15 protein-coding genes and 1 tRNA gene are annotated in these 20,473 nt (G+C 73.3%); 13 read left to right on the top strand and 3 right to left on the bottom strand.

Translation table 11 applies throughout. The features are described from left to right. Nucleotides 1–76: 76 nt before the first annotated feature. Nucleotides 77–946: a metal ABC transporter ATP-binding protein gene (locus tag I6G21_RS00180; RefSeq protein ID WP_061225020.1), complete on the top strand. Its 870-nt coding sequence runs from the start codon at nucleotides 77–79 to the stop codon at nucleotides 944–946. Continuing rightward, nucleotides 946–1,920 (top strand): metal ABC transporter permease, encoded by a 975-nt coding sequence (locus I6G21_RS00175; RefSeq protein ID WP_081046324.1) that lies wholly within the window; start codon nucleotides 946–948, stop codon nucleotides 1,918–1,920. Before I6G21_RS00180 ends, I6G21_RS00175 begins: the two co-directional genes overlap by 1 nt. A gap of 32 nt (nucleotides 1,921–1,952) precedes the next feature. Here the strand turns inward: I6G21_RS00175 and I6G21_RS00170 are convergent, their stop codons facing one another. After that, nucleotides 1,953–2,408, bottom strand: a complete 456-nt coding sequence (locus I6G21_RS00170; protein WP_165590118.1) for a Fur family transcriptional regulator — start codon at nucleotides 2,406–2,408, stop codon at nucleotides 1,953–1,955. Nucleotides 2,409–2,648: 240 nt separating this feature from the next. Between I6G21_RS00170 and I6G21_RS00165 the strand changes: the two genes are divergently transcribed. Then, on the top strand, nucleotides 2,649–3,302 hold the full coding sequence (locus I6G21_RS00165) for an MBL fold metallo-hydrolase (protein WP_129357440.1): 654 nt from the start codon (nucleotides 2,649–2,651) through the stop codon (nucleotides 3,300–3,302). A gap of 38 nt (nucleotides 3,303–3,340) precedes the next feature. Continuing rightward, nucleotides 3,341–3,745: an HIT family protein gene (locus I6G21_RS00160; RefSeq protein WP_058731606.1), complete on the top strand. Its 405-nt coding sequence runs from the start codon at nucleotides 3,341–3,343 to the stop codon at nucleotides 3,743–3,745. Between the two features lie 111 nt (nucleotides 3,746–3,856). On the opposite strand, the gene I6G21_RS00155 is transcribed toward I6G21_RS00160, so the two are convergent. Continuing rightward, nucleotides 3,857–8,065 carry a DUF3418 domain-containing protein gene (locus tag I6G21_RS00155; protein ID WP_375542922.1) on the bottom strand — a complete coding sequence of 1,403 codons (4,209 nt, stop codon included), beginning with the start codon at nucleotides 8,063–8,065 and terminating at the stop codon, nucleotides 3,857–3,859. Nucleotides 8,066–8,180: 115 nt separating this feature from the next. Between I6G21_RS00155 and I6G21_RS00150 the strand changes: the two genes are divergently transcribed. Continuing rightward, nucleotides 8,181–8,654 carry a hypothetical protein gene (locus I6G21_RS00150; RefSeq protein WP_058730958.1) on the top strand — a complete coding sequence of 158 codons (474 nt, stop codon included), beginning with the start codon at nucleotides 8,181–8,183 and terminating at the stop codon, nucleotides 8,652–8,654. Nucleotides 8,655–8,785: 131 nt separating this feature from the next. Here I6G21_RS00150 and I6G21_RS00145 read toward each other — a convergent pair. Then, nucleotides 8,786–8,858: transfer RNA gene (locus tag I6G21_RS00145), tRNA-Arg, on the bottom strand. A 77-nt stretch (nucleotides 8,859–8,935) separates the two neighbouring features. On the opposite strand from I6G21_RS00145, the gene argS reads away from it, so the two are divergent. The 8 genes from argS to I6G21_RS00105 all read left to right on the top strand — a co-directional run bounded on the left by argS (nucleotide 8,936) and on the right by I6G21_RS00105 (nucleotide 20,469). Further along, nucleotides 8,936–10,594 carry an arginine--tRNA ligase gene (argS, locus tag I6G21_RS00140; RefSeq protein WP_129357441.1) on the top strand — a complete coding sequence of 553 codons (1,659 nt, stop codon included), beginning with the start codon at nucleotides 8,936–8,938 and terminating at the stop codon, nucleotides 10,592–10,594. Next, nucleotides 10,594–12,162, top strand: a complete 1,569-nt coding sequence (locus tag I6G21_RS00135; protein ID WP_129357442.1) for a diaminopimelate decarboxylase family protein — start codon at nucleotides 10,594–10,596, stop codon at nucleotides 12,160–12,162. The genes argS and I6G21_RS00135 overlap by 1 nt, the downstream gene beginning before the upstream one ends. Before the next feature lie 66 nt (nucleotides 12,163–12,228). After that, nucleotides 12,229–13,527 (top strand): homoserine dehydrogenase, encoded by a 1,299-nt coding sequence (locus I6G21_RS00130; protein WP_058748449.1) that lies wholly within the window; start codon nucleotides 12,229–12,231, stop codon nucleotides 13,525–13,527. An 8-nt stretch (nucleotides 13,528–13,535) separates the two neighbouring features. Beyond that, complete coding sequence (gene thrB / locus I6G21_RS00125) at nucleotides 13,536–14,597, top strand: homoserine kinase (protein WP_081046360.1); 1,062 nt, start codon at nucleotides 13,536–13,538, stop codon at nucleotides 14,595–14,597. 399 nt (nucleotides 14,598–14,996) lie between these two features. Beyond that, nucleotides 14,997–17,063: a transcription termination factor Rho gene (rho, locus tag I6G21_RS00120; protein WP_193553994.1), complete on the top strand. Its 2,067-nt coding sequence runs from the start codon at nucleotides 14,997–14,999 to the stop codon at nucleotides 17,061–17,063. A 184-nt stretch (nucleotides 17,064–17,247) separates the two neighbouring features. After that, complete coding sequence (gene prfA / locus I6G21_RS00115; RefSeq protein WP_058730902.1) at nucleotides 17,248–18,327, top strand: peptide chain release factor 1; 1,080 nt, start codon at nucleotides 17,248–17,250, stop codon at nucleotides 18,325–18,327. Between the two features lie 4 nt (nucleotides 18,328–18,331). Continuing rightward, entirely contained in the window at nucleotides 18,332–19,414 is a 1,083-nt protein-coding gene (gene prmC / locus I6G21_RS00110) for a peptide chain release factor N(5)-glutamine methyltransferase (RefSeq protein ID WP_331250952.1), read from the top strand. Continuing rightward, on the top strand, nucleotides 19,411–20,469 hold the full coding sequence (locus I6G21_RS00105) for an L-threonylcarbamoyladenylate synthase (RefSeq protein WP_232238453.1): 1,059 nt from the start codon (nucleotides 19,411–19,413) through the stop codon (nucleotides 20,467–20,469). Before prmC ends, I6G21_RS00105 begins: the two co-directional genes overlap by 4 nt. Nucleotides 20,470–20,473 lie beyond the last annotated feature (4 nt).

The raw sequence follows: 20,473 nt of genomic DNA, 5'->3' as shown, positions 1-20,473 counted from the left end.
CGCGCCCCGCAGTCCAGGCGTCCATCCCTGCCCGACACCCCAGCCCCGACCCCCGTGAGGAGCACCGACCCCCGTCGTGAACGCCGTCGCCCGTCCCGCCCCAGCCCCCGGAACCCAGCCGGCCGCCGTCTCCTTCCGGGACGCCCGGCTCTCCTTCGGCCAGCGCACCCTGTGGAGCGGCCTGAACCTGGAGATCGCGCCGGGGGAGTACTTCGCAGTGCTCGGGCCCAACGGCTCCGGCAAGTCCACCCTGCTGCAGACCATCCTGGGCCTGCTGCGCCTGTCCGAGGGGCGGGTCCGGGTCCTCGGGCACGCCCCGCACCGCGGGGATCCCGGCATCGGCTACATCCCGCAGCAGCGGATCCTGCCGCAGGACACCCCGCTGCGCGCCCGGGACATGGTCCGCCTCGGCCTGGACGGGCACCGCTGGGGCACCGGGTGGCCCTCGCGGGCCCGCCGCGCCCGGGTGCAGGAGCTGCTGGAGCAGGTGGGGGCCGCCGACTACGCGGACGTGCCCGTGGGGCTGCTCTCCGGCGGGGAGCAGCAGCGGCTGCGCGTCGCCCAGGCGCTGGCCGCCCGGCCGCGGCTGCTGCTGTGCGATGAGGCCCTGCTCTCCCTGGACCTGCGCCACCAGGAGGCCGTCAGCGGACTGATCGAGGACTACCGCAGGAGCGAGGGTGCCACCGTGGTCTTCGTGACGCACGAGATCAACCCGATCATCGACGACGTCGACCGGGTGCTGTACCTGGCCAACGGCCGGTTCACCGTGGGGACCGTGCCGGAGGTGATGCGCGGGCAGGTGCTCTCCGCCCTGTACGACACGCCCGTGCAGGTGCTGCGCTCCGGCGGGCGCTACATCGTGGTCGGCGGGCCCGAGCACGACGCCGCCACCCCGCACTGCGCAGGCTCAGCACCCCGGGAGCTCGATGCGGAGGGGATGCGCTGATGTCACCGGCCATCCTCGCCGCGCTGGCGCACCCGGGGTCCGTCCTGCTGGGCCAGGAGACCGGCTTCTGGCAGCGGGTCTTCGTCTTCGAGGACTACGGCGAGCTGCTGCAGCTGCTGTACCCCTCGATCATCGCCGGGGCCATCCTCGCGGTGATCGGCGGGGTCACCGGGGTGTTCGTGACCCTGCGGGACTCCGCCTTCGCGGTGCACGGGATCGCCGAGCTCTCCTTCGCCGGGGCGGCCCTGGCCCTGCTGATCGGCGCGGATGTGGTCACCGGATCCCTGGTCGGCTCGGTGGCCGCGGCCCTGCTGATCGGGCTGCTGGGCTCGCGCACCAGCCGCCAGCAGTCGGTGATCGGCACGCTGATGCCCTTCGGGCTGGGCCTGGGCATCCTGTTCCTGTCCCTGTACCAGGGGCGCTCGGCCAACCGCTTCTCGCTGCTGACCGGCCAGATCGTCTCCGTGGACGCCGCCCAGATCGGGGAGATGGCTCTGGGCGCCGTCGTCGTGGTGGGGGGACTGCTGCTGCTGTGGCGGCCGCTGACCTTCGCCAGCGTGGACCCGCAGGTGGCCGCGGCCAAGGGCGTGCCGCTGCGGGCGCTGTCCCTGGTGTACATGCTGCTGCTGGGGGTCGCGGTGGCACTGTCCGTGCAGGTGGTGGGGGCGCTGCTGGTGCTGGCCCTGCTGATCACCCCGGCGGCGGCGGCCAACCGGCTCACGGCCTCCCCGGTGCGCTCGGTGCTGCTCTCGGTGCTGTTCGCTGAGGTGGCCATGGTGGGCGGGATCCTGCTGGCCCTGGCAGGCTCCCTGCCGATCAGCCCCTACGTCACGACGATCTCCTTCGCGATCTTCCTGGTCTGCACGGGGATCCAGGCGATCCGGCGTCGGCACAGCGCCTCGGGACGCCGCACCCCGGCGGAGGAGACGACCGCGGAGAAGGCGGTGGCCGACCGCGGGCACCGGGCCTCCTGAGCCCCACCGGCCTCGCTCGGATCGGGTTCGTCTCAGTGCCGCTGGGCGGCGGCGCACTGGGCGCAGATCCCGGAGACCTCCACGACGTGGCGGATGTCGGTGTAGCCGTAGCGCCCGGCGATCTGCTCGGCCCAGGCCTCCACGACGTCGGCGCCGATGTCCTCGGCCCGGCCGCAGGAGCGGCAGCGCAGGTGGTGGTGGTGCTCCTCGGCCGCGCACTGGCGGTACAGGGCCTGCCCACCCTCCCCGGGCAGCACGTCCACCTCGCCGGCCTCCTCGAGGGACTGCAGGATCCGGTAGACCGTGGCCAGGGAGACCTTCTTCCCGGATTCGGTGATCAGCCGGTGCAGGTCCTGGGCGGAGTGGAAGCCGTCCAGCTCGGCGAGACTGCTCGTGACGGCCCGGCGCTGGGGTGTGGCCCGCACCGGCTGCCCCTGGCCCCGGTGCTCCCGGTCCGTCGCCGTCCCGCCTCGCTGCGCCGTGCTCACGTGCTCCCCCTGTACCTTCGTGCCTTGAGCTGCGCGTCCGTCGGCCCGACCGCTCTCGGCCGGTTCCGGGCGCTTCCCGCCATTGTGCCGCGTGAGAGCACCGCGACGCCATCGGCGTTCGTCCTCGGCGTGCCCGCGGTCCCGGATCCGCGAGCAGCCTGGGCGGGGATCGGCGTCGGGGTCGGTTCGGTCGGTGCTGAGCTGTTCGGGGCTGTGCTGATCGGGGCTAGGGTGGGAGGCATGAAGCTGACCAAGTACTCCCACGCGTGCATCCGGCTGGAGAAGGACGGGACCGTGCTCGTGCTGGATCCCGGCACCTTCTCCGAGCTGCCCGAGGCCCTGAACGGCGCCTCGTTCCTGCTGATCACCCACGAGCACCCGGATCACTACGACCGCGAGCCCGTGCACGCCTTCCTGGCCGAGCACTCCGAGGTGCAGGTCTGGGCCCCGGGCGCCGTGGTCGAGGAGCTGCGCGAGGCCGTGGCGGATCCGGCGCGCATCCATGAGGCCGTGGCGGGGGAGAGCTTCGAGGCCGGGCCCTTCCAGATCCGCGGGGTGGGCGGACAGCACGCGCTGATCCACCCGCTGGTCCCCGTGGTGGCCAACGTCGGCTACCTCATCGACGGGACCCTCTACCACCCCGGCGACAGCTTCGTGGTGCCCGACGACGCCGAGGTGCGCACCCTGCTGGTGCCGATCCACGCGCCCTGGAACAAGATCCAGGAGGTCATCGACTTCGTCATCGCCGTCGGCGCCGAGCACGCCTACCCGATCCACGACGCCCTGCTGGCCGAGAACGGCCGGAGCATGATCGAGGGGCACGTGCAGAACTTCGGCGGCCGCTACGGCACCGCCTACCGGCACCTGGACCCGCGCGAAAGCGTCGAGGCCTGACCCCCACCCGCTGTTCCGACCCCTTCGAGGAGCCGTCCATGAGCACCGTGTTCACCAAGATCATCCAGGGCGAGCTGCCCGGGCGCTTCGTCTACGAGGACGAGCGCTGCGTGGCCTTCCTGTCCATCCAGCCCCTGTCCGAGGGGCACGTGCTGGTGGTCCCGCGCGAGGAGGTGGACCACTGGATCGACCTGCCCGAGGAGCTGGCCGAGCACCTGATGGACGTGGCCCGGCGCATCGGCCGGGCGATCCGCACCGCGTACTCCCCGCGCCGGGTGGGCCTGATGATCCAGGGCTTCGAGGTCCCGCACACCCACCTGCACGTGTGGCCCACGGACTCCATCGAGGAGTTCGACTTCGCCAACGTGGACCAGGACCCCGCCGAGGAGTCCATGGACCGCGCCCAGGCCCGCATCCGCCGGGCGCTGGCCGAGCAGGACTGAGCGCCCCGGGCTCGACCCACCCCCTCTGACGATGCCCGCCCCGCCGCACGGTCGGGCGGGCATCGGCCTGAGGAGCGCTCACCGCCGGGCCGCTGCCGGGCCCGAAGGCGCTCACAGCCCGGCCAGGGCCGCCTTCTGCGCCTTCTGGATCCGCTGGACCGAGACGGGCCGTGCCGTGCCCAGCTCCTGGGCGAAGAAGCTGACCCGCAGCTCCTCCAGCATCCAGCCCACCTCCGCCAGCTCCGGGGGCACCGCGCCGTCGACGGCGTGCCGCTGGGCCGCGGCGTCGTAGGCGTCCTCCAGCTCCTGCACCTGCAGCATCAGCTGGTTGTCGCGGTTCACCCGCTCGCCGATCTTCTCCAGGCGCACCCGCATGGCCCGCAGATACCGCGGCAGGTGCACCAGGTGCGCATACCCGGTGGCCGCCACGAACCCGGGGTAGATCAGGTGCTCCAGCTGCGCCTTGACGTCGTTGTACGCGGTCACCACCGCCAGCGAGGCCCCGGACTTGAGCATTCGGCGCACCGCGGTGGCCTCCTTCAGGATCGAGGCCACCAGGGAGGTCAGCTCGAAGACCGTGTCGATCAGCTCCGCCCGGACGTGCTCGAACAGCCGCTGGAACTGCTCGCGGCGCACCGGCGCCGGATCCGGGGTCAGCTTGTCCAGGGCCGCGACCGTGCAGTCCGCGATCAGCGCCTCCACCGAGCCGTGCGGATTCTGGGTGAACACGATCTTCTCGTCGTTGCGCAGATGATCCGAGACGTACTTCTGCGGGCTCGGCACCTTCAGGGCCAGCAGCCGGATCACCCCGGCCCGCTGGGCCCGGGCCCGCTGAGCCTCGGTGGCCAGCACGCGCACGGCCACCGTCTGCCCCTCATCCACCAGGGCGGGGAAGCCCTCGATGACCTGGCCGGCCACCTCCCGGGTGATGCGGGTGGGCACCTCCTGCTCGGGCCAGTCGCGCAGACCGCCGACCTCCCGCACCGCAGGCCCCCCGGCCGACGACGCCCGGTCCGCCCCCGAACCCGGCTGCGGCCTCCGGTCAGCGCGCGTGCCGGGCGCGCCGTCGTGACCGGCGCCCGCGGACCGACCCGCGCCTTTCTGCCCGGCACCGTTTCGACCACCGGGGCCCGACGCGGCGGCGATGCGCTGCAGCGCGTCCGCCGAGGCGCCCAGCGAGGCCGCCAGGGCCTCGCGCACCTGCGGGGCCAGCCGCTCCTGCAGGGCCTCCAGGTCCCGGCCCTCGCCGAGCACCCGGTTGCGCGGATCCCGGACCTGGAAGGTGACTCGCAGGTGCTCGGGGACCTTGGACCAGTCCCAGGACCCCGGCGGGATCACCACGCCCCGGATCCGGCGCAGGGCCAGCTCCAGGGAGCTCAGCAGATCATCGGTCTGGGGGTCGAACTCCTCCGTCAGGCGCTGCACGGCGGCGGCCGCGACGTCCGGGGCGGGCACGAAGGACTTGCGCACGGCCTTGGGCAGGGAGCGGATCAGGGCCGTGACCAGCTCGGTGCGCAGCCCCGGGATCATCCACTCGAAGGGCCGCTGGCGCAGCTGGTTCAGGAACACCACGGGCACCTGCACGAACACCCCGTCCGCGCTGGTCTGCGCCGAGCCGGGGGCGGAGGGGGCGAACTCGTAGCGCAGGTCCAGGCGCAGCGTGGAGTCTTCCGTGTCCACCTCCCACACCCGGGGGAAGGCGGACTCGTCGTACTCGGCGGCCTCGGCGTCCACCAGCCGCTCCGGATCCAGATCCAGCAGGTGCTCATCCTCCTGCCGGGCCCGCTTCCACCAGCGGTCGAAGTGCCGCTCGGAGACCACCTCGGCCGGGATCCGGGCGTCGTAGAACGCGTACAGGGCGTCGTCGTCGACCCGCAGGTCCCGACGCCGCAGCCGGGCCTCCAGCGCCTCGACCTCGGCCAGGCGCTGCTGGTTGCGCCGGAAGAAGCGGTGCCGGGTGCGCCAATCGCCCTCCACCAGGGCCTTGCGGATGAACAGCTCCCGGGACAGCTCCGGGTCGATCCGCCAGTAGTCCACGGGACGTTCGGCGTAGACCGGCACGCCGTACAGGGTCGCCTTCTCGTAGGCCATGACCGAGCCGCGCTGGGCGGACCAGTGCGGCTCCGAGTGGGTGCGCTTGAGCAGGTTCCCGGCCGCCTGCTCGATCCACTCCGGGCGCACGGCCGCGACCGTGCGGGCCCACAGCCGGGAGGTCTCCACCAGCTCCGCGGCCACCACCCAGTCCGGGTTCCTCTTGAACAGACCCGAGCCGGGGAAGATCGCGAAGCGGGTGCCGCGGGCCCCCTGGTAGTCGCGCTTGCGCTCATCGCGCAGCCCGACGTGGCTGAGCAGCCCGGTCAGCAGGGCCCGGTGCACGGCCTCCTCGTTGACGCCGGGGTCGATGTCCCGGCCCTTCCCGACGCGCACCTCGGCCTGCTGGCCCAGCTGGCGCAGCTGCTCATAGAGGTCCTGCCACTCTCGGACCCGCACGTAGTTGATGAACTCGCGGCGGCACAGCTTCCGGAATTGGCTGGAGGACAGCTCCCGCTGCTTCTCCTGCAGGTGCTGCCACAGCAGCAGGAAGCTGGAGAAGTCCGAGCGGTCATCCCGGAACCGGGCATGCAGCTCATCGGCCTGCTGGCGCTTGTCCGCGGGGCGCTCGCGGGGATCCTGGATGGTGAGGGCCGCGGCCAGCACCATGACCTCCTTGGCCACGCCCAGCTCCTGGGCGGCCACGATCATCCGGCCCAGGCGCGGGTCCACGGGGAAGGCCGCCAGGCGCCGGCCGATCGCGGTCAGGGGCGAGGCCCCCGCGCCGCGCCCGCCGCGGGTCCGGCCCCGGCCGCCTCGCCTGCCCTTCCCGGCGCCGCGCCGGGGGGCCTGGGCGGCGTCGTCCCCGGGGGTGTCCTCGATCCTCTCCTTCAGCGCCCCGAGCTCGCGCAGCACCGCGACGCCGTCGCCGATGGCCCGGCGGGCCGGGGGCTGGACGAAGGGGAAGCGCTCCATATCCCGCGGGGAGCGCACCACCCCGATGCTCATGGTGTGCAGGATCACCGCGGCCAGGTTGGTGCGCAGGATCTCCGGGTCCGTGAAGGCCGGCCGGGAGTCGAAGTCCTCCTGCGAGTACAGCCGGATCGCGATGCCGTCCGAGACGCGCCCGCAGCGCCCGGAGCGCTGGGCCGCGCTGGCCTGGGAGATCCGCTCGATGGGCAGGCGCTGGACCTTGGTGCGCGTGGAGTACCGGGAGATCCGGGCGGTCCCCGGGTCGATCACGTACTTGATCCCGGGAACGGTCAGCGAGGTCTCGGCGACGTTGGTGGCCAGCACGATCCGCCGCCGAGCCCCGGTGGGGCGGAAGACCCGGTGCTGCTCGGCCATGGACAGCCGGGCGAACAGCGGCAGGATCTCCGTGCCGGTGAGCCTGCGGTCCTTGGCTACCAGATCCGTCAGGGCGTCCTCGGCGTCGCGGATCTCCCGCTCCCCGGCGAAGAAGATCAGGAGGTCCCCGGGGGCCTCGTCGGCCAGCTCCAGCACGGCGTCGCACACCGCCTCCAGCGGGTCTCGGTCCTCCCCGGCGACGTCGTCCTCCTCATCCGGCAGCGCGGGGTCCTCGGTCAGCGGACGGTACCGGATCTCCACGGGGTAGGTGCGCCCGGAGACCTCGATGATCGGGGCGGCGTCGGCCGGCATCGGCTCGTCCTCGGGGTGCTCGGCCACCGGGTCGAAGCTGGGCGCGAAGTGCCGGGCGAAGCGCTGCGGGTCGATGGTCGCCGAGGTGATGACGACCTTCAGATCCGGGCGCTGAGGGAGGATGCGCTTGAGGTAGCCCAGGATGAAGTCGATGTTCAGGGAGCGCTCGTGCGCCTCGTCGATGATGATCGCCGAGTAGCGCTTGAGCAGCGGATCGTGCGGGATCTCCGCGAGCAGGATGCCGTCGGTCATCAGCTTGATCCGGGTGGCCTGGGAGGTCTGCGCGGTGAAGCGCACCTGGTAGCCCACGGTCTGCCCGATCGGCTCGCCCAGCTCCTCGGCGATCCGCTCGGCCACGGACCGGGCGGCCAGGCGCCGCGGCTGGGTGTGCCCGATGCTCCCGCGTTCGCCCAGGCCCAGCTCCAGCAGCATCTTGGGGATCTGGGTGGTCTTCCCGGAGCCGGTCTCCCCGGCGATGATCACGACCTGGTGCTCCCGGACCGCGTTCATGATCTCCTCGCGGCGCGCGGAGACCGGCAGGGCCTCCGGATAGGCGATCTCGGGGCGGGAGGGCGCGGAATCGGAGGGCGCGGGCGCGCCCGCGGCGGGGGAGGGGGAGCTGTTCGACATACTTCCTGCCATCCTACTGATCCCGCCCGCGGGGCGGCCTCCTCCCGGAGGCGGAGGGAGAGTTCATCCCTCGGGCGGATGTGGGCGGCGCGGGGTTCTTCCTAGCCTCGAGACCATGATCGAGAACCTCCAGCACGTCGTCGAGACCATCCCTGCGATCCTCAGGATCCTCGCGCTCGCGGGCCTCGGGGCCATCCCCTTCGTGGAGTCCTATTTCGGCTCCGCGGTCGGTGTGCTCGCCGGGGTCAACCCGGTGCTGGCGGTCGCCGCGGCCTCGCTGGGCAACATGATCTGCATGATCGTGCTGGTGCTGGGCGCCGGGCGGGTGCGCGGCGCGGTGACCGCCCGGCGCGAGCCTCGCACGCCGAGCCGACGGCGGCAGCGCTTCGACCGGCTCTTCGACAAGTACGGCGTGGCCGGGGTGTCCCTGCTGGGGCAGACGGTGCTGCCCAGCCAGATCACCTCCGCGATGATGGCCGGCATGGGTGCGAACCGGACGAAGATCATCGCCTGGCAGTGCGTGTCCATCATCCTGTGGGGCACGCTGTTCGCGGTGCTGGCCAGCGTCGGCCTCTGGACGGTGGAGTGAGGCGCGGACGCCGATGCGGCATCGAGCGACTCGCGAGCCGGATCGTGCGACGTGGACCGGATGATCCGGCGCGCGAAGCACGATCCGGTCCGCGAGACGGCGTCGCCGCGGCCGCATCCGGGCATGGAAAGTGCCCTCGATAGGATTCGAACCTACGACTTCCTGCTCCGGAGGCAGGCGCTCTATCCACTGAGCTACGAGGGCAACGCAGAACAGCGTACCAGGAAAACCGGGCGCCGCGCACCACGGGGCGGGCGCGGCCTTCGGTAGACTGGCACACCGTGACTCCCGAAGAACTGACCCGCGCCGTATCCGCCGCCCTCGACGAGGCCCTGCAGGCCCAGGAGCTGACGCTTTCCGAGGGCGCCGCCCGCCCCGAGGTGCGCATCGAGCGGCCCAAGAGCCGCGAGCACGGGGACTGGGCCACCAACATCGCCCTGCAGCTGGGCAAGCGGGTGGGCCGCAACCCCCGGGAGGTCGCCCAGATCCTCGCTACCCGCCTCGAGGCGATCGACGGCGTGGCCGCCGTGGACATCGCCGGTCCCGGCTTCCTCAACATCCGGCTCGACGCCGCCGCCGCCGGCGCGCTGGCCGCGACGATCCTCGAGCAGGGGGAGGCCTACGGGCGCAGCCGGGACCTGTCCGGCACCCACATCAACCTGGAGTTCGTCTCCGCCAACCCCACCGGACCCATCCACCTGGGCGGGACCCGCTGGGCCGCCGTCGGGGACTCCCTGGCCCGGATCCTCGAGGCCTCCGGGGCCACCGTGACCCGCGAGTACTACTTCAACGACCACGGCACCCAGATCGACCGCTTCGCCAAGTCCCTGCTGGCCGCCGCCCGCGGGGAGGCCACCCCCGAGGACGGATACGGCGGGCAGTACATCCACGACATCGCCGCCGACGTGCTGCGCGAGGCCCCCGACGCCCTGGAGGCCGCGGACCCGCAGGAGGTCTTCCGCTCCCACGGCGTCGAGCTGATGTTCGCCCAGATCAAGGCCTCCCTGCATGAGTTCGGCGTGGACTTCGACGTCTTCTTCCACGAGAACTCCCTGTTCGACTCCGGGGCCGTGGAACGCACCCTGGAACAGCTGAAGACCAGCGACAAGCTCTACTTCGCCGAGGGCGCCTGGTGGCTGCGCTCCACCGACTACGGCGACGACAAGGACCGGGTGGTCATCAAGTCCGACGGCAACGCCGCCTACATCGCCGGGGACATCGCCTACATCGCGGATAAGCGCGCCCGCGGGGCGGACCTGGCCGTGTACATGCTCGGCGCGGATCACCACGGGTACATCGCCCGGCTGAAGGCCGCCGCCGCGGCCATCGGGGACGACCCGGACGCCGTGGAGGTCATGATCGGGCAGATGGTCAACCTCGTGAAGGATGGTCAGGCCGTGCGCATGTCCAAGCGGGCCGGGACCGTGGTGACCCTGGAGGACCTCGTGGAAGCCGTGGGGGTGGACGCCGCCCGCTACGAGCTGACCCGCTACTCCGTGGACTCCAACATCGACGTGGACCTGGACGTGCTGACCAAGCGCTCCAACGAGAACCCGGTCTTCTACGTCCAGTACGCCCACGCCCGCACCCGGGCCGTGGCCCGCAACGCCGCCGACGCCGGGGTGATGCGCGATGCCGGCACCTTCGACGCCGCCCTGCTCTCCGGTCCGGCGGACGAGGAGCTGCTGGCCGCCCTCGGGCAGTTCCCCGGCGCGGTGGCCGAGGCCCAGCGCTTCCGCGAACCCCACCGGGTGGCCCGCTACCTGGAGGCCCTGGCCGGGGCCTACCACCGCTGGTACGACTCCTGCCGCGTCGTGCCCCAGGGCGATGACGAGGTCTCCGAGGTGCACCGCACCCGCCTGGCCCTGAACGACGCCACCGCCCAGGTCCTGGCCAACGGGCTGGGTCTGCTCGGCGTGTCCGCCCCGGAGCGCATGTGATGCCCGGGCAGCCCGACCCGAGCGTCCCCTCCGCGCCCGCCGCGCGGACGGACCCGCCGAGCCCGGATGCACTGACCCCGGATGCAGTGACCCCGGACCCGGCGGCCCTGGACCCCGTGATCTGGCCGGACTCCTTCCGGCGCGCCGCCGACGGTGAGCTGACCCTGGACGGGCACGGCGCCCGTGCGCTCGCCGAGCGCTTCGGCACCCCGCTGTACGTGGAGTCCGAGGAGGTCTTCCGCGCCCGCGCCGCGGCCTTCCGCACGGCCTTCGAGCGAGCCTTCGCCGAGCACGGGGCGCAGGTGCGCGTCTACTACGCCGGCAAGGCCTTCCTGTGCGCCGCCATCGTGCGCTGGGCCCGCGAGGAGGGGCTGAACCTGGACACCGCCTCCGGGGGCGAGCTGGCCCTGGGGCTGGCCGCCGGGATGGAGCCCGCCCGCATCGCCCTGCACGGGAACAACAAGTCCGCCCGGGAGATCCGGCAGGCCCTGGAGGCCGGGGTGGGCCGCATCGTCGCCGACTCCGTGCCGGAGCTGCTGCTGATCGAGCGGATCGCCGGGCAGCTGGGAGTCACCGCGCCGGTGATGATCCGGGTGACTCCCGGGGTGCACGCCGAGACCCACGAGTTCATCGCCACCGCCCACGAGGACCAGAAGTTCGGCCTCTCCCTCGCCCCGGACACGGCCCGCCTGGCCTGGGCGCAGATCCCGGCCGCGGTGCGCGCCGAGGCCTGGCCGGACCGGCAGGAGGCTCCCCAGGATTCCGTGGCCGAGCTGGCCGCGGAGCTGGCCGAGCACCTGCCGCACCTGGACCTGCGGGGGCTGCACTGCCACATCGGCTCCCAGGTCTTCGCCCCGGAGGGCTTCGATCTGGCCGCCCGTCGCGTGCTCGCGACGATGGCGCGGCTGCGGGATCGCCTGGGCCGGGCCCTGCCCGAAGTGGACCTGGGCGGGGGATACGGCATCGGCTACGTCGCCGGGGACTCCCCGCGGCCCATCGAGGAGCTGGCTCGGGCCATCGCGACCTCGGTGGCCGAGGCCTGCGCGCGGCTGGAGCTGCCCCTGCCGCACCTGTCCTTCGAACCCGGCCGGGCGATCACCGGGCCCGCTGGGGTCACCCTCTACACCGTGGGCACGATCAAGGACGTCGCTCTGGAGGCCGCGGCCGACTCCGACGTCGCCGCCGACGCCGGTCAGCCGGCGGTGCGCCGCTACGTCGCGGTGGACGGCGGCATGTCGGACAACGCCCGCCCGATCCTCTACGGCTCCGAGTACACCGTGACCCGCGCGGATCGCTCCCCGGCGGGGGAGCAGGTGCTCTCCCGGGTGGTCGGCAAGCACTGCGAATCCGGGGACATCCTGGTGCGCGACTGCCTGCTCCCGGCGGACCTCGCCCCCGGGGACCTGCTGGCCGTGCCCGCCACCGGCGCCTACTGCTGGTCCCTGTCCTCCAACTACAACTTCCTGACTCGCCCCCCGGTGGTGGCCGTCGCTGCCGGGCGCGAACCCCGGGTCATCGTGCACGGACAGAGCATCCAGGACCTGCTGGACCGCGACGCCGAGCTGTAAGCCGCCCCGCCCGACGTCCCCGATCCCGACCGAGCCCCCGCCCCGCACCCCTCCCGAGGAGAGCCCATGAACGACACGCCCCTGTCCGTCGCCCTGCTGGGATCCGGCACCGTCGGCTCCCAGGTCGCCCGGATCCTCCTGGAGGACGCCGAGGAGCTGACCCAGCGCGTCGGTGCGCCCCTGCGCCTGATCGGCATCGCGGTGCGGGATCCGCAGGCGCCCCGGGACTACGCCGCCCCGGCCGGGCTGTACACGACCGACGCGGACGCGCTGATCGACGCCGCGGACGTCGTCGTGGAGCTGACCGGCGGCATCGAACCGGCCCGCACCCGCATCCTGCGGGCCCTGCGCGCCGGCAAGCACGTGGTCTCCGGGAACAAGGCCCTGCTCGCCCGCGAGGGTGCCGCGCTGCAGCGCGCGGCGGACGCCTCCGGGGCGCAGCTGTCCTACGACGCCGCGGTGGCCGGGGCCATCCCGATCCTGCGGCCCCTGCGCGACTCCCTGGCCGGGGATCAGGTCGAGCGGGTGCTCGGGATCATGAACGGCACCACCAACTTCATCCTCGACGCGATGCACACCACCGGGGCGGACTTCGACGACGCCCTGGCCGAGGCCCAGCGCCTGGGCTACGCGGAGGCGGATCCGACCGCCGACGTAGAGGGTCACGACGCCGCCGCGAAGGCCGCGATCGTCGCCTCCCTGGCCTTCCACGCCGAGTTCACCCTCGAGGACGTGCACTGCGAGGGCATCACCGGGATCACCGCCGCCGACGTCGCCGCCGCGCAGGCCGAAGGCTGCGTGATCAAGCTGCTGGCGGTGTGCGAGCGGCTGGAGGAGGGCGTGAGCATCCGCGTGCACCCCACCCTGGTGCCGAACGAGCACCCCCTGGCCAGCGTGCGCGGGGCCTTCAACGCCGTGTTCGTCCACTCCCGCGACGCCGGCCAGCTGATGTTCTACGGGCCCGGCGCGGGCGGGGCACCCACGGCCTCGGCGGTCATGGGGGACCTGGTCTCCCTGGCCCGACGGGTGGTGCTGGGCGGCCCGGCCGTCCCGGATTTCTCCTACGCCCAGCTGCCGGCCGTCGGGCCGGAGGATGTGGTCTCCAGCTACACGATGGGGCTGCAGGTGAAGGACCGCCTCGGGGTGCTGGCCGGGATGGCCCAGGTCTTCGCCGAGGAGGGGGTCTCCATCCGGACCATGCATCAGACCAAGCACGGCCCCCACCGCGGGGCCGGGCAGCCGGAGACCACGATCCGGGTGGTCACCCACCGGGCCGCGGACCGGCGGGTGCGGGCCACCATCGAGAAGCTGCGCGGGCTGGACGCCGTGGATGCGATCACCTCGGTGATCCGGGTGGAGGACTGAGGCCGGCCATGCACCGCTCGGACCAGACCCCGTCTCCCTCTCCGGCTGCCTTCGCGGGCCGGCCCGTCACCGGGACCAGCCCCGGTGAGGCGGTGCCCGTCGGCGCGCGGGTCAGTCTCCGGGTCCCGGCCTCCTCGGCGAATCTGGGCCCCGGCTACGACACGATGGGCCTGGCCCTGGGCCTGTACGACGAGCTCACGGTGACCCGCACCGCCGAGGGCCTCGCCTTCGAGCTGGAGGGCGAGGGCGCTCAGACCGTGCCCCGCACCCCCGAGCACCTCATCGTGCGCGCGATCCGGGCCGCCTGGGCCGCGGCGGGGCTGACGGGTGAGCTGCCGGGGCTCGGCATCCGCGCTCGCGGGCGCATCCCGCACTCGCGGGGACTGGGCTCCTCCGCCTCCGCGATCGTCGCCGGGGTCGTGGCCGGCAGCGCCCTGCTGCCGGAGGATCTGCGGCTGAGCGAGCAGGCTCTGCTGCAGGTCTGCTCCGACCTGGAGGGCCACCCGGACAACGTGGCCCCGTCCCTGTTCGGGGGACTGGCGATCTCCTGGGGCGAGGAGCACCCCGAGGGGCCGCGCTGGCGCAGCGCCCGGGTGCCCGTGGATCCGCGCGTGCATCCCGTGGTCGCGGTGCCGGACTACGAGGTCTCCACCCGGCTGGCCCGGGAGCTGATCCCCGCGCAGGTGCCCCACGCGCTGGCCGCGGCCGACGCCGGCCGGGCCGCGCTGCTGGTGCGGGCCCTGAGCGGGGCCCCCGAGCTGCTGCCGGCCGCGACCCGGGACTACCTGCACCAGGAGCACCGCTGCGAGGCCATGGTCCCGACGGCGCGGATGGTTCGGGCCCTGCGCGATCGGGGCTTCGCGGCCGTGGTCTCCGGGGCCGGGCCGAGCGTGCTGGTGCTGGCCGAGTCCGCCGATCGGGCCGAGCAGGCCGCCCGCGAGATGCGGCACCTGGGTGCCGAGGCCGCCGGGCAGGACCCGGCCGCGCCGCACTGGCGGATCGAGGGGCTGGCCATCGACGCCTCCGGTGTTACACTGGTGGACGAGGAGCGCCCGATCCGGCGCCGGTAGAGGCCCGAGATCAGCCCCGCTCCTCGACGGCACGGCCCGGTCAGCCCCTGACCCCGTGGCCTGCCGAGGCTGGCTCCTCTCCCCGTCTGGGAGAGTCGCACGTCGAGCTGTCGGACCCTCACCCATCCGGTCGTCGACCGTGTCGCGAGACCCCTCGCGTCATCTCCGCGGACACCGCGTCCTCCCCACGAGCACGCGCTCCCATCGTCGCCGCTGCTGAGGTCCATCCCGGCCCGACGCCAGGCCCACCCACCCGCACCGACCGTCCCGCAGCCCGCGGGAGCCGTGCGGGACCGATGCCCCGACGCCGCCTGCGCCGCGGGCACGCCACCATGAACTTCGGCTTGGGGCGCCATCATCGAAACAGCCCCAGGCCATGTCGAGGGGGAAGGATCCTTCGTGACCGAAACGACCGACCTGTCCACGGGTACGGACCAGCCGGGCGAGACCCCGGCCCAGGACTCCCGCGCCGCCGCGGGAGCCGAGCAGAGCCAGAAGGGCCAGGGCGGACTGTCCGCCCTGAAGCTGGCTCAGCTGCAGTCCCTGGCCTCCCAGCTGGGGATCACCGGCGCGCGCCGCATGCGCAAGTCCGCGCTGGTGGACGCCATCTCCGCGCACCAGCGCGGCTCCGCGGTCGCCGACCGGGAGAAGAAGGCCGAGCAGGCCGCCGCCGCGGCCGCCGAGGTCACCGGCCAGGACGCCCCGGCCGAGCAGAAGCCGGCGCGGCGCACCCGCTCCCGCCGGGCCGACTCCGCCCCGGAGACCGAGCAGTCCGGATCCGGCGCCGAGCAGGGCGGCGAGCAGAAGAGCCCCGAGCAGAAGAACGCCGAGCAGAAGGGCTCCTCCCGCCGCGGACGCGGGGGAGATGAGCGCTCCGGGGAGCAGGACGGCTCCCAGGACAAGCAGGAGAAGGCCAAGGGCCAGAACGGCCGCGGCTCCCGCGGCGAGGACCACGACGGCGGGCAGGACCAGCGCGAGTCCAAGGGCGAGCGCGGGCAGAACCGCCGCTCCCGCCAGGAGCGCAGCGCCGAGCGCGGCTCCGGGGACAAGGGCGGGGAGAAGCACTCCGAGAAGTCCGGCTCCGAGAAGAACCACGGGGACAAGGGCGAGGGCCAGCACGGCGGCGGCCGGAACGGCGAGTCCAAGGGCTCGCGCGGCAACCGCCGCGGCAACAACGGCAACAACGGCCCCGAGGATGATGACAACCGCCGGGGCGGGCGCAACCGCCGCAACCGCAACCGCAACGACCGTCGGGACCGGCGTCGGGGCCGCAACAGCGGGCCCGAGGTGGATGACACCGAGCTGACCGAGGACGACGTGCTGCTGCCCGTGGCCGGCATCCTCGACGTCCTGGACAACTACGCCTTCGTGCGCACCTCCGGGTACCTGCCCGGACCCAACGACGTCTACGTCTCCCTCGCCCAGGTCAAGAAGCACCACCTGCGCAAGGGCGACGCCGTCGTCGGCGCGATCCGCGCCCCCCGCGACGGCGAGCAGCAGAACAGCTCCCGGCAGAAGTTCAACGCGCTGGTGCAGCTGACCAGCGTCAACGGCAAGAAGCCCGAGGAGCTCACCGAGCGCGTCGAGTTCACCAAGCTCACGCCGCTGTACCCGAACGAGCGGCTGCGCCTGGAGACCGACCCGAAGAAGATCGGCCCCCGCGTGGTGGACCTGGTCTCCCCGATCGGGAAGGGCCAGCGCGGCCTGATCGTCTCCCCGCCGAAGGCCGGCAAGACGCTGATGCTCCAGTCGATCGCCAACGCGATCAAGGAGAACAACCCCGAGGTGCACCTGATGATGGTCCTCGTGGACGAGCGTCCCGAAGAGGTCACGGACATGCAGCGCACGGTCAACGGCGAGGTCATCGCCTCGACCTTCGACCGCCCCGCCGATGACCACACGACCGTCGCGGAGCTGGCCATCGAGCGCGCCAAGCGCCTGGTGGAGCTGGGCCACGACGTCGTCGTGCTGCTGGACTCGATGACCCGCCTGGGCCGGGCCTACAACCTCGCCGCCCCTGCTTCCGGCCGGATCCTCTCCGGTGGTGTGGACTCCGCGGCGCTGTACCCGCCCAAGCGGTTCTTCGGCGCGGCCCGCAACATCGAGAACGGCGGCTCGCTGACCATCCTGGCCACCGCCCTGGTGGAGACCGGATCGCGCATGGACGAGGTGATCTTCGAGGAGTTCAAGGGCACCGGCAACATGGAGCTGCGCCTGTCCCGCCACCTGGCGGACAAGCGGATCTTCCCGGCCGTGGACGTCAACGAGTCCGGTACCCGCCGGGAGGAGAACCTGCTCTCCCCGGACGAGGTCAAGATCATGTGGCGCCTGCGCCGCGTGCTGGCCGGGCTGGATCAGCAGCAGGCCCTGGAGGTGCTCACCTCCAAGCTGCGCGACACGCCCACCAACGTGCAGTTCCTCATGCAGGTGCAGAAGACCACGCTGGGCTCCAAGTCCGACGACTAGCACCACCCGATGACGCCGGCGCCGCATCCCGTCCCCTTCCGCGCGGACGAGATCGCGGCGTCGGCGTCCTCGCGTCCGCAGAGCGCAGCCTTCGGGCGCGGAGCCGACCGAGCCCCTGCCGGGTTCATCCGGTGCGATACTGGACCCGCCCGACGACCCACCCCCCGATCCGTCCGAGGAAGCCATGTTCGAATCCATCCAGACCCTGCTCGATGAGCACCAGCAGCTGCAGCGCCAGCTGGCCGATCCGGCCGTGCACGCGGATCAGGCCAAGGCGCGCAAGCTGGGACGGCGCTACGCCGAGCTGAACGGGATCGTCGAGGCCCACCGCCGGGTGCAGGGCCTGGAGGAGGACATCGAGGCCGCCCGGGAGATGGCCCAGGAGGACGCGGAGATGGCCGCGGAGCTCAAGGAGCTGGAGGCGCGGCTGCCCGAGGCCCAGGAGCGCCTGCGCCGCCTGCTGATCCCCCGGGACCCCGACGACGGGCGCGACGTCATCCTCGAGGTCAAGGGCGGGGAGGGCGGGGCCGAGGCCGCGCTGTTCGCCGCCGACCTGCTGCGCATGTACGCCCGCTACGCCGAGTCGAAGGGGTGGAAGACGGAGATCATCTCCGCCAACGAGTCCGACCTGGGCGGGTACAAGGACGTGCAGATGGCCGTCAAGGGCCGCTCCAGCGACCCGGCCGAGGGCGTGTGGGCCCACCTGAAGTACGAGGGCGGGGTGCACCGCGTGCAGCGGGTGCCCGTCACCGAGTCCCAGGGCCGCATCCACACCTCGGCCGCCGGGGTCCTGGTGTTCCCCGAGGTGGATGAGCCCGAGGAGATCGAGATCCACCAGAACGACCTGAAGATCGACGTCTACCGCTCCTCCGGACCCGGCGGGCAGTCCGTGAACACCACGGACTCCGCCGTGCGCATCACCCACCTGCCCACCGGGATCGTCGTGGCCATGCAGAACGAGAAGTCCCAGCTGCAGAACCGGGAGGCGGCCATGCGCGTGCTGCGCGCCCGGCTGCTGGCCTGGCAGCAGGAGCAGCTGGACGCCGAGGCCTCCGAGCACCGCCGCTCCCAGGTCAAGACCATGGACCGCTCCGAGCGGATCCGCACCTACAACTTCCCGGAGAACCGGATCGCTGACCACCGCACCGGGTACAAGGCCTACAACCTGGACACGGTGATGAACGGGGAGCTGGAGCCGGTCATCCAGTCCGCGATCCAGATGGACGAGGAGCACCGGCTGGCGGCCCTGGGCCACGAGGACTGACCCCGTGGGCCCCGAGCACCCGCGTCCCGAGGCCGCACCCGGGACCGACGTCGCGCCGGCGGACCCGGAGCCGGCCCTGGCCCCCGGGGCGCCGCTGTCCGCGGGGCTGCGGTGTGCGCACCGGCTGCTGGCCGAGGCCGGGATCGCCTCCGCCCGGGTCGACGCCGAGCTGCTGGCCGCGCACCTGCTCGCCGATGCCGAGGGCCGCGCGCCGGGGCGAGGGGAGGTGGCCGCCGGGGCGATCACCGGGCGGTTCACGGTGCCCGCGGGCTACGCCGAGCTCATCCGACGCCGCGCCGCCCGGGAGCCCCTGCAGCACCTGACCGGGCGCGCCCCGTTCCGCCGGCTCGAGCTGCTCGTCGGGCCCGGGGTGTTCGTGCCGCGCCCGGAGACGGAGGTGCTGGTCGATGAGGTCAGCGCGCACCTGGCCGCCCGCCGCGCCGAGGCCCAGGGCTCTGAGGCCTCCGGCTCCGAGCCCCCGGGTTCTGAGAGCGCGCCCGACCCGGCCCCGCTGGTCGTCGACCTGGCCACCGGCTCCGGGGCGCTGGCCCTGGCCGTGGCCCAGGAGAACCCCGGGACCCGCGTGATCGGCGTCGAGCGCTCCGAGACCGCCCTGGCCTGGGCTGAGCGCAACGCCCGGCGCGTCGCACGGGAGCACGGGGTGCGCATCGACCTGCGTCGGGAGGACGCGCGTGATGCCCTGCCGGGGGCGGAGGGCACGGTGGAGGCGATCGTGACCAACCCGCCCTACATCCCCGAGGACGCCGTGCCGCGGGACCCCGAGGTCGCCCGCTACGATCCCCCCGAAGCCCTCTACGGCGGCTCCCCGGACGGCCTGGCGATCCCGACGGCGTTCCTGGAGCGGGCCGCGCGGCTGCTGCGCCCCGGCGGGCTGCTGGTCATGGAGCACGCGGAGGTCCAGGCCGGAGCTGTGGCCGCCCTGTTCCGCGACCGCGGATTCCATCGGGTGCGCAACGTGCGGGACCTGACCGGCCGGGACCGGGCCACCGCAGGGCTGGCCCCGGGATACCCTGGAGAGCGCGCGGAGTCCGCGCACCCCCGAGACGAAAGAGCATCTGCACCGTGAGCGCCACCGTGTACACCACCGATACCGCCGAGGACCGCACCCGCGCCCTGGAGAAGATCAGGGACCTGCTGGCCGGGGGCCGCACCGTGGTGATCCCCACCGACACCGTCTACGGGATCGCCGCCGACGCGTTCTCCCCGGGGGCCGTCTCCCAGCTGCTGGCCGCCAAGGGCCGCTCGCGCACCATGCCCCCTCCGGTGCTCATCGCGGATCCCGGGGTGCTCGACGCCCTGGCCGAGACCGTCCCGGAGACCGGCCGGGCCCTGGCCGAGCGCTTCTGGCCGGGGGCGCTGACCCTGATCGTGCGCTCCCAGCCCTCCCTGAACTGGGACCTGGGGGAGACCCGGGGCACCGTGGCCCTACGGGTGCCGGGGGACGAGCTGACCCGCGAGCTGCTGCGCGCGACCGGTCCCCTGGCCGTCTCCAGCGCGAACCGCACCGGGCAGCAGGCCGCGACCGACGCCGTCGAGGCCATGGCGCAGCTGGGCGAGCGGGTCGAGGCCATCCTGGACGGCGGCCGACGCCCGCTGGGCCGCGACGAGCAGATGCCCAGCGCGCAGGTCGCTCCCTCCACCATCATCGACGTCACGGGCGATCAGCCCGTGGTGGTGCGCACCGGCGCCCTGGACCTCGCCCTGCTGCGCGAGACCGCCCCGGATCTGCTGACCCGCGAGGAGCACGAGAGGATCCTGCGGGCGGAGGACCCGGCGCAGGGTGCGAGCGGCTCACCGGATCCGGCCGAGGGTACCCCTTCCGGGGCCGCGAGCGACGAGCAGGGCCCGGAGGACCCCGAGAGCGGCGGGGCCGACGCCGCGACGAGCACCCGCGGGCCCGGCGACGGTCCGCGGGCGGAAGCCCCGGAGCCGGGCAGCCTCACCCAGAGCCTGCTCGGCACGGGAGGCCCGAGCTCGGGTGCCGCGGTGGATCAGCTGCGCACCCGGGAGGCCGCCGCGGCGGGGCCGGGAGCCGGGTCCGCCCCGGCCGGGCAGCGCGTGGACCCCGTCTCGGTGCAGCGGGCCCGCGCGCTGTTCTTCGATCCGCCCGCCCGGGACTGACGCG

Origin of the sequence: Rothia kristinae (assembly GCF_016028855.1) — a bacterium.
In the GTDB taxonomy this organism is placed as follows: domain Bacteria; phylum Actinomycetota; class Actinomycetes; order Actinomycetales; family Micrococcaceae; genus Rothia; species Rothia kristinae.
This window is presented reverse-complemented; position numbering and strand designations above follow the sequence as displayed.